At 41.6% G+C, this 9,480-nt stretch carries 9 protein-coding genes and 1 rRNA gene; 8 read left to right on the top strand and 2 right to left on the bottom strand.

Going from position 1 to position 9,480, the window contains the following annotated elements:
- Both rrf and FHS45_RS15220 read left to right on the top strand, forming a co-directional pair.
- A 5S ribosomal RNA gene (rrf, locus tag FHS45_RS15225) occupies positions 1-92 on the top strand; the annotation flags it as partial.
- 134 nt (positions 93-226) lie between these two features.
- A complete protein-coding gene (locus FHS45_RS15220) occupies positions 227-469 on the top strand; it encodes a hypothetical protein (RefSeq protein WP_062447475.1) in 243 nt (80 codons plus the stop codon).
- 567 nt (positions 470-1,036) lie between these two features.
- Here the strand turns inward: FHS45_RS15220 and FHS45_RS15215 are convergent.
- On the bottom strand, positions 1,037-2,299 hold the full coding sequence (locus FHS45_RS15215; RefSeq protein ID WP_062448094.1) for a BaiN/RdsA family NAD(P)/FAD-dependent oxidoreductase: 1,263 nt from the start codon (positions 2,297-2,299) through the stop codon (positions 1,037-1,039).
- A 118-nt stretch (positions 2,300-2,417) separates the two neighbouring features.
- Here FHS45_RS15215 and FHS45_RS15210 point away from each other — a divergent pair, with 118 nt between their 5' ends.
- Both FHS45_RS15210 and FHS45_RS15205 read left to right on the top strand, forming a co-directional pair.
- On the top strand, positions 2,418-4,043 hold the full coding sequence (locus FHS45_RS15210; protein WP_062447472.1) for a putative polysaccharide biosynthesis protein: 1,626 nt from the start codon (positions 2,418-2,420) through the stop codon (positions 4,041-4,043).
- 10 nt (positions 4,044-4,053) lie between these two features.
- Complete coding sequence (locus FHS45_RS15205) at positions 4,054-4,773, top strand: pseudouridine synthase (protein WP_062447470.1); 720 nt, start codon at positions 4,054-4,056, stop codon at positions 4,771-4,773.
- A 141-nt stretch (positions 4,774-4,914) separates the two neighbouring features.
- Here FHS45_RS15205 and FHS45_RS15200 read toward each other — a convergent pair whose 3' ends face one another.
- Entirely contained in the window at positions 4,915-5,154 is a 240-nt protein-coding gene (locus FHS45_RS15200) for a DeoR family transcriptional regulator (RefSeq protein ID WP_371872044.1), read from the bottom strand.
- A gap of 142 nt (positions 5,155-5,296) precedes the next feature.
- Here FHS45_RS15200 and FHS45_RS15195 point away from each other — a divergent pair, with 142 nt between their 5' ends.
- Genes FHS45_RS15195 through thpR form a run of 4 tightly spaced genes read left to right on the top strand, consistent with a single transcriptional unit; the run spans position 5,297 to position 9,477 of the window.
- Positions 5,297-6,316: a potassium channel family protein gene (locus tag FHS45_RS15195; RefSeq protein ID WP_062447463.1), complete on the top strand. Its 1,020-nt coding sequence runs from the start codon at positions 5,297-5,299 to the stop codon at positions 6,314-6,316.
- A gap of 2 nt (positions 6,317-6,318) precedes the next feature.
- Positions 6,319-7,704, top strand: a complete 1,386-nt coding sequence (gene pepV / locus FHS45_RS15190; RefSeq protein WP_062447459.1) for a dipeptidase PepV — start codon at positions 6,319-6,321, stop codon at positions 7,702-7,704.
- Between the two features lie 31 nt (positions 7,705-7,735).
- A complete protein-coding gene (locus FHS45_RS15185) occupies positions 7,736-8,914 on the top strand; it encodes an MFS transporter (RefSeq protein WP_062447455.1) in 1,179 nt (392 codons plus the stop codon).
- Complete coding sequence (gene thpR / locus FHS45_RS15180) at positions 8,911-9,477, top strand: RNA 2',3'-cyclic phosphodiesterase (protein WP_062447453.1); 567 nt, start codon at positions 8,911-8,913, stop codon at positions 9,475-9,477. The genes FHS45_RS15185 and thpR overlap by 4 nt, the downstream gene beginning before the upstream one ends.
- Positions 9,478-9,480: the final 3 nt, after the last annotated feature.

Raw genomic sequence — 9,480 nt, 5'->3', positions numbered from 1 at the left:
TCACACCTGTTCCCATGCCGAACACAGCAGTTAAGCTCTCCAGCGCCGATGGTAGTCGGGTTTATCCCCGTGAGAGTAGGACGCCGCTAGGCAATAAAGAAACCGAAAGTCTTTTTTAAGGCTTTCGGTTTCTTTATGTTTTTATTATTGTCTGCTATAAGTTGCTTGCTCCCCATCTTTTTGATATGATTACCCTGAAACGAGAATGTATGTTCGGGTGGTGGATATGAAAATACTTCGTTGGGCGTATGATAGAAGAGGCGTAGTCAGGGGATATTTTGATCGTTTTCCTCATACTACCTTCTATTTGAAACGAATAAGAAATTACTATTTTCTTAGTGCTGCTGATTGGAATGAAAGCGATCCAGAAGTAACCCCTGCAGACCGGGAAGAAATAAATATATTAATAAATCGGGAATTAGGTAGAGAACATGCTTATCTACAAAGAAAAACGAGAAACTTAACTTGAAGCTTCTCGTTTTATTTATACAGGTTATTCAACAAAAGGGCCGAAAAGTCGAAGACTTGATTTCGAGATATTTATTGGGGGTTAGGGGCTCCGGGAAACGATTCGCTTTCCGTGGGCGTGTGCTGAGTCTCCTCAGGCTTCGCCTTGCGGGGCCTCAGCGATCCCGCATATCCCACAGGAGTCTCACCGTTTCCCTACGCCTCTTTACCATAGGAAGTTCTCGAAATCACACTTGTAAAAAATGGCTCTATGATAATAGAAAGAAGATTTTGGTCCCCCTATATCCTTTATAAATGCCTGAGAATAAAGGTTTTATTGTACTCCCTTTCCCCCTTTTGAAGGGTCCGTTTATCACAAAAATAGTTGGATGGGCAGGGAAACGGCGAGACTCCCGCGGGAGAAGGGGCTAGGCGAGATCCCGCAGGGCTTTTGCCCGAGGAAGCTCGCCAGATCCCCCGCAGGAAAGCGAGTCGTTTCACAGCCCATCCCTTACCTTTCGGTAACGGACCCAACTATCTCGAAACTGAGTCTTCAGCAATTGGGAGCTTTACTTTAATAAACAAAAAATTATGAGCCCATTGCTTCCCAGGCAGCGTGCATACCAGCTACTCGTCCGGTCACCATCGCCGATGTGATATTATATCCCCCCGTATAACCATGAATATCGAGAATTTCTCCGCAAAAATATAGCCTCGGCATCAGCTTTGACTGCATGGTGTTCGGTACCACTTCTTTTATAGCCACACCGCCCCCCGTCACGAACGCTTTTTCAATCGACTGTGTGTCATGAATATTTACCGAGAAATGCTTTAAATAGGCAACTAACTTTCTAAGTTGTTCATTTGAAATATTTGCAGCTTTATCTTCGGCTGCAATTTCAGCCTTCTCCAGGATAAAATCCAATAGGCGCTCAGGTACCATCCCTTTCAATAGGTTGCGCATACTTTTCCTTGGTTGTTCTTTTACTAAGGAGTGGAACTGATCCATTAATGCAGGCTCTTTTTGATCTGGTAATATATCGATTTCTAATTGAACCGGCCGATTTCCTTTCATCAGCTCTTTCACTACAAATTGAGAGCATCTTAAAATTGCAGGGCCGGAAAGCCCGAAATGGGTGAAAATCATATCCATCTGGTGAGTGATGATCGGCTTTCCTTTTTGGTTGAGAACAGAAACGGCTACACCTCTAAGCGATAGTCCCTGCAGGGATCTATTTTTAATAAAACGATCATAAGAAATTAGTGGAACTTCGGTGGGGTATAGTTCTGTGATCGTGTGACCTGCTTTTTTTGCCCACGCATAACCATCCCCTGTGCTTCCCGTATGAGGAACTGATTTTCCCCCAACAGCCAGTACGATCGTTTTCGTAATGATTTTTTCTTTTTCTTTTAAAATGATCGTATGACTATCCTTTCCGTAATCTACTGCTTCTACAGGAGTGTTTGTCCTGATTTCCACACCTAACTCATCCAGACGCCTAAGCAGGACATTGACTACATCCTTCGCTTTATTGCTTGCCGGAAACATCCTTCCGTGGTCTTCTTCTTTTAATGCTACACCTAAGCCTTCAAAAAAATCGATGATATCGTAATTATTAAAAACTGAAAAAGCACTATATAGAAACTTTCCATTCCCTGGTATATGCTTGATTACTTCATCCTGCGGAAGGCGGTTCGTGACATTACACCTGCCTCCACCAGATATAGCAAGTTTTTTACCCAGCTTATTTCCTTTGTCTATCAATATCGTAGAAACACCTTGCTCCGCTGCTGCAATAGCAGCCATTAAGCCGGAAGGTCCTCCGCCGATGATTGCTGTTTCGTAGGCCAATATAGTCATTCCTTTCAAATAATAGTTGCTAGTGAATGTTATATGATTTGAAACACCTTTATTTATGGTAAAATAGATTCGTTCGACTCTACAATCAATGAAGGTGGAATAAATAGAAATGTCGAAAATAGTTAAAGGAACCATGCTCCTGACAGGAGCCACATTTTTATCGAAATTCTTGGGAATGATTTACCTCATTCCTTTTGAGGCGATGGTTGGCGACACAGGTGGTACTTTATACGGCTTTGCCTATATACCATACACGATCTTCATCAGTATATCCACATTGGGTGTGCCTTTAGCCGTGTCTAAGTTCGTTTCAAAGTATAACTCTCTTGGTGATTATGAAACAAGCAGGAAAATTTTGAAGTCCGGGATGCAGTTGATGGCACTTACTGGATTAGTTGCATTTTTACTCATGTTTTTCGGCGCAGAAAGCTTAGCTAAGATGTCTATCAGACAAGGTGATGAAGAGATTTCTCTTGCATCCGTAACAAATGTCATTCAGATGGTGAGTTTTGCATTATTGCTTATTCCAAGCATGAGTATAGTGCGAGGATTTTTCCAGGGGCATGAATCCATGGCACCTACTGCTGTTTCTCAGGTGGTCGAGCAAGTGGCAAGAATCGCTTTCTTGTTGATCGCTGTTTTTATCGTAGTAGAGATCTTTGATGGACCGATTGAGGTTGCAGTGGGATTCGCTACATTTGCAGCATTTATAGGAGCGCTTGCCTCTGGATTGGTTCTTTATATTTATTGGAGAAAGCGAAAAACCTACTTAGATCGTCATTTGGAACAACAAGATTATTCGTATGATATCCCACAGAAGAAAATGTTTAAGGAACTGCTTGGCTATGCGGGGCCATTTGTGCTGGTAGGTATTGCAATCCCTTTATATCAGTTTATCGATAACCTTACATTCATGGATGCGATGTATGTTGCCGGACAAGGTGAATTAGCGAATACTGCTTACGCAGCGATTATCATGTATGGGCATAAGCTAGTGGTTATTCCGATGACTTTAGCTACTGGTTTGTCACTTTCAATGCTGCCAGCTGTAACTGCTTCCTATACAGAACAGAAGACACAGTTGATGCATAAGCAAATCAATCAGGTTTTTCAGATTGTTGTGTTATTGATTCTTCCTGCTGTTGTTGGACTTGCAGTCTTGTCAGGTGAAGCTTATGGCGCGTTATATGGAATCGAAGGTATTGAAGTAAAGGGGCCTTGGCTGGCCTGGTATGCTCCTGCATCATTATTGTTTGGATTATTTTCCGTCAGTGCAGCAGTACTGCAGGGAATCAACCAGCAGAATTTCACGGTTATCAGTTTAACTGCAGGGCTTATTATTAAATCATCTTTGAATATACCATTGATTTTAGCTTTCGGGGCAAAAGGTTCTATTTTTGCCACGTTGCTTGCTGTAGGCACAGCAGTATTGCTTAATATGTGGAGAGTGAAGAAAAAAGCTGCATTTCCGATGGGCCCTCTATTTAAGAGGTCACTTTTGGTTATTATTTTTACAGCTATCATGGCTGCAGTTTTATTTATTCTTAAGTTTCTGTTCAGTTTTGTTATGGACCCGACATCCAGTCGTCTCGATGCCATGATTGTATTGATTACAGGTGTGACTGCGGGAGGCGGTATTTATTTATGGCTTGCCTATCAATCAACCTTACTGGAACGGGTACTTGGAGGTAAAGTTCGAGTGTTAGACAGATTCTTAAAAAGGAATCAGGGCTAGGAGGCGAATGATGCGAATTGATAAGTTATTATCCCATATGGGTTATGGAACACGTAAAGAAGTAAAAGCCTTATTGAAGTCAGGGAATGTTCGAGTGAATGAATCATCTGTTAACAGTCCGAAAATCCATGTCGACCCTGAAAGAGATCAGGTAACGGTCTATGGGGAGATGGTCGAGTACCGGGAGTTCATATATTTGATGATGAATAAGCCGGATGGGCTGGTTTCAGCTACGGAGGATGCTGTCGAGGAAACGGTCATTGAAATCTTACAGCCTGAAGATTTAATATTTGAACCTTTTCCTGTTGGCAGGCTGGATAAAGATACAGAGGGGCTGCTGCTTATTACGAACGATGGCCAGCTTGCTCATCGCCTCACCTCGCCAAAAAAGGATGTAGGAAAAACCTATTTTGCTGTTATTGATGGAGAAGTGACAGATGCCGATATAGAAAAGTTTAACAAAGGGGTTACCCTGGATGATGGTTATGTCACAAAGTCTGGACAGTTACAGATACTGGTGACAGGGGCAGTATCTGAAATAGAACTTACTATTACAGAAGGTAAATACCATCAAGTCAAGCGAATGTTTGAGGCCGTAGGAAAACGGGTGACGTACCTTAAAAGGATCAGTATGGGCACACTTAAGCTTGATGAAGATTTAGCTCCCGGGGAATACCGTGAACTATCCGATGAGGAAGTTGCTTACTTAAAAGAGCTTACAAATATGTGATTGGGAGTTATCGGGAATTTAGTAAAACTTGGAGTACTTACAAACCAAAGTTTCTCTTATATTTTAATCCAACAAATATAAAAAATTGTTAAAGTGCAAAAAAGCACCCGGGCTTATAGTCCGGGTGACTTTATCATATGATCATGAAATTTTAACTTTTTTTTCGGTTATCGTCCACTTGCCGCGGTGAGGGCTATCCACCAGTCCATTGTATTCCAAAACTGTCAAATCCCTTTGGATTGTCCGGTCCGTAGTCCCGAACTCTTCCGCTAGCTGTGCTGTCGTAACTGGTCCTTCTTCTCTGATATACAGATAGACAGCTTTGATCCTGTTTAGCATACGGGATGATGAATGATTCAAATAACCACTCCTTAGATTCATTCGTAGGAATTTAATGTGCGAGTGACGCTATGAAGTTATTTATATTTTACACCAAAGAGAAGAATATATGCTATTAAATTCGCTCGAATTTACAGACATTTCACTAAATTTACATAAATATTAAATGAAAGGAGCATCGACCTTGTACATTCTACGGAGATTGTTCACGAAAATGGTCAATATCAATAATTATATTTTATTTTTGTCCAGTGGCTTATTGGTTGTGTTTGGTACCATTCTGATTGTCAATGTGGAAAGGGACTCTTTTCCGACCTATTTTGATGGTTTCTGGTGGGTCATGACTACAGTGACAACGGTAGGGTATGGAGATTATTATCCTGTCACCATAGCAGGACGTTTAATTGCTATTTTCCTATATATATTAGGAATTGGCTTAATTGGTGTAGTGATTGGAAAAGTAGTAGATGGGCTGGCTGGTTTCAGGAAAAAACGTTTGGAGGGTGCGATCGTGTACAAAGATAAAAAACATTATATTATTATCGGATGGTCACAAAAGGCTTCTTTTGCTATTCAGGAAATTATGGATACCTATGACCAGGCAGAAGTTGTAATTATCGATGACTTGAAAGAAGCCCCTTTCCTAAAAGATAACATCCATTACATTAAAGGAAATGCCTCAGCAAAAGAAACTTTAATGAAAGCAAATGTCTCGGAAGCACATGCAGTTATGATTTTCTCCGATGATCGGATTAATGATGACCAATTGATTGATGGAAAGAGCTTATTGATTGCTTCTTCTGTAGAAGCACTTGCACCGAATGTACATACAATTGTGGAAGTGATGGAAGAAGCCCACATCAAAAATTTCAAGCATATTAAAGTGGATGAGTTTATTGTTTCCAACGAAACGATTTCCTCCTTGGCAGTCCGTTCCGCATTTATGAATGGCGTCTCGAGTATTTATGGGCAGTTATTAAGTCGTTCCCATGGGGATGATTTACACCTGATACCGAGACAGAAAGAGTGGAATACCTACCAGGATGCCTTCGATTCCTTGCTGAAGCAAGGGGCAACCTTGATTGCTGATGGTAACGACTTGAATATCAATCGGCGTTTAGGGGAACCAATCCCGGAATCCGCCAGGCTTTTTGCTATTTGTGATGAACATACCTACAAAACTATAGCCGGAAAAGAGGAGTAAGTATGGATTTCAAGGTATTAGCTCCTAATTATAAGGATGAATATCTGACAAAAGTTAAACGCTTGTTACGTATTCCCAGTGTGTTTGAAGAAGATAGTCACTACCCTTTTGGAAAGAAAATAGATGACGCTTTAAAAGAGATGCTTGCCATTGGCCGGGAAGACGGATTTCAAGTGAAAAACCTGTCAGGGTATGCTGGTCATATCGAATGGGGAGAGGGCGAGCAATTACTGGGCATTCTTGGTCACCTGGATGTTGTCCCGGCCGGAGATGGCTGGAGCAGTGATCCCTTTGAGCCTGTCATCAAAGATGGCAACTTATATGGCAGGGGAGCACAGGATGATAAAGGACCGATAGTGGCCGCCTATATAGCAATGAAACTGCTGAAAGACCAGGGTTTTGAACCGAATAAAAGGATACGGCTGATTTTAGGTACCGATGAAGAAAGAGATTGGCAGGGGATCGATTATTATTTTAAACAGGAAGAAATGCCTTCCTTCGGCTTCTCACCGGATGCAGCGTTTCCAGTCATCCATGCAGAAAAAGGTTTGATCGATGGCTATATGGAGCTGCCTGTTTTAAATCATTTCAGTGACGGGCAAATACAAATAATCCGTATTGAAGGAGGAGATCGTCTGAATATGGTCCCTGACAAGGCGATTGCAACACTTCGTACGGATAATCATGAATTGGTGGAACAAAAGTTCACCTCTTACATCAAAGCTAAGGGATTAGGAGGAAAATGTAGTCTAGATAACGATCATATGATGGTGGAAGTTCACGGAAAAGGGGCCCATGCCAGTAAGCCATCACAAGGTGTCAATGCAATAATTGAATTGATTAGATTTTTAACTGCCCTTCCATTGTCCGAGGTAGCATATGAATGTTTCTCCCAGCTGACAGAGATTCTCGGTGATAACAGTGGTGAGAAGCTTGGAATAAAACATCACGATGATGTTTCGGGTTCTTTGACGATGAACCTTGGCTCATTCCAATTGAGTGAAACAGAACTGGTAGCCGGTCTCAATATCCGCTACCCTGTAACACAGGAAAGTGAAGCGCTTCTATATAAGATACAGCAGCAAGCGACAAGGTGGAAGGGAAACTATAAGGTATATGACCACTTGAGGCCTTTATATATAGATGAAGGCCATGAAGGTGTTTCTGCGTTGCTGAATATCTATAACCGCCACACAGGAAATCGAACAAAAGCGGAAGCCATCGGGGGAGCTACTTATGCGAGAGCTTTGAAGGCTGGAGTCGCCTATGGTGCCATGTTCCCAGACAGTCCTGACACCGCTCATCAAGTGGATGAATATGTTCGTATACAGGATATGGTGGCAGCCGTCGCTATTTATGCAGAAGCAATCTATCAGTTGACAAAATAACCAGTCACCGTTTAAGAAAGAGGGAAAATCTGTGCAAGATTATAATCATAAGACATACCGTTTCTTTCAAATATATTATTTTTTCACCTTCTTTGGGTTTGGTGCCTTGTTTCCCTTACTATCTATTTTCTTAGAGGATGAAAAGGGATTGAATCATACCCAGATCGGTTTGATTATAGCTGCTTTGCCATTGGTCACTATTTTCGTTCAGCCTTTGTGGGGAATGATAAGTGATCATACTAAACGGACGAGACGTCTGCTTGCGATAGCAACATTACTTGCTGCTCTGTTCGGAGTGCTGTATCCCGTGTGGCAGGAGTTTCTCATTTTATATATCGGAATGGTAGCCATTGCGATATTTCAATCGGGTATCGTTCCCCTTTCCGATAGCCTGTCGCTGAGTTATGTTCAGAAACATGGCAGGCAATACGGTAACATTCGATTATGGGGAGCTGTCGGTTTTGCGGTCGCTGTCTTTGTTTTAGGACGTGTCACCGAGGAAGCAGGCTCTCTTAATTGGATTTTCGTATTCTTTGGAGGCGGGCTGATTGTTGCTTTATTTTCACTTTCACGGTTTCCAAAACATGGGGAAGGTGTGACTGTATCTTTTCGGGAAGGTATAAAGGTACTAAGTAAGCAAAAAAGTTTCATGATTTTTTTAGTCTCCAACTTTTTGGTTTTCGGTCCTGTCCTGGCGAATAACTATTATTTTGGTACATTCATTTTAACAGTCGGTGGAACACTAACAGCGGTGGGAATCGCTTTTTTATTTGCAGCTGGCAGCGAAGCTCCATTTATGAAAGTGTCACAATTCATCATCGATCGCCTAGGGATTTTTCGAGTACTGATTATCAGCTCATCTGTTTCGTTCGTCCGTTGGTTTGTCTATGCATTTGAGCCGACCAGTGAAATCGTTTATGCTACGACGATTATGCAAGGAATATCTGTTGGTTTATATATTCCATCCGCTTTGATTCTGGTCCGAGAACTGGCACCAAAAGATGTCATCGCTACTGCAGTAGGATTATATTCAGCTGTTGGCAATGGGTTAGGGAATGCTTTTTTCACCTTTTTAGGAGGCGTTTTAATTGATGCCTTCCATGTATTTGGCATGTATGGCTTTTTCTCGGCCATGACCTTTACAGGGATAATTCTTATTACATTAGTAAGTAAAAGAGAAGGAAAACAGATAATTATTCAGGGAGGATGAATACAGTGGGAGGATATCCTCATTATTTTGTTGGTATACCTATTTCCGAGGAAATACGTCAGGTACTTACTGAGTGGCAGAAGGATTTAGGGTCTTCGGTATCCTATAAAACCTGGACCCATCGAAATGACTTTCATATCACATTGAAATTTCTCGGCGCAGTTGCCGATGATAAGATAGAAGAAGTAAAAAAGAGGCTGCATGACTCAAAGTATCCTGAGTATTTTGCAGTAAAAGCAGCCGACTTGAGTTTTTTTGGTCATAAACAACGTCCTCGGGTGTTATTTATGGGAGTGGAAAATCATCCATCATTACAAAAAGTGAAAGAGATGGTAGAGCAAGCACTTAAGCAAGCTGGCTTTCCCAAGGAAAATCGGCCATACCGTCCGCATATTACTTTGGCCAAAAAATGGGATCAAAAACAGGACAAACCTTTTTCCATTGAACAGCTGGAGAAATATAAACGTGCGATTACTTTTACAATTGACCGCTTCCATCTATACCGGATCCATCCAGGGGAGTTTCCTAAATATGAAGTAATTGATACTGTTGAATTGGGGTGAAAA

Source organism: Thalassobacillus devorans, from assembly GCF_011761345.1.
Taxonomy (GTDB): Bacteria; Bacillota; Bacilli; order Bacillales; family Halobacillaceae; genus Thalassobacillus; species Thalassobacillus devorans.
Note: the sequence above shows the minus strand (reverse complement) of the source record. Positions and strands in the feature narration are given on the sequence as shown.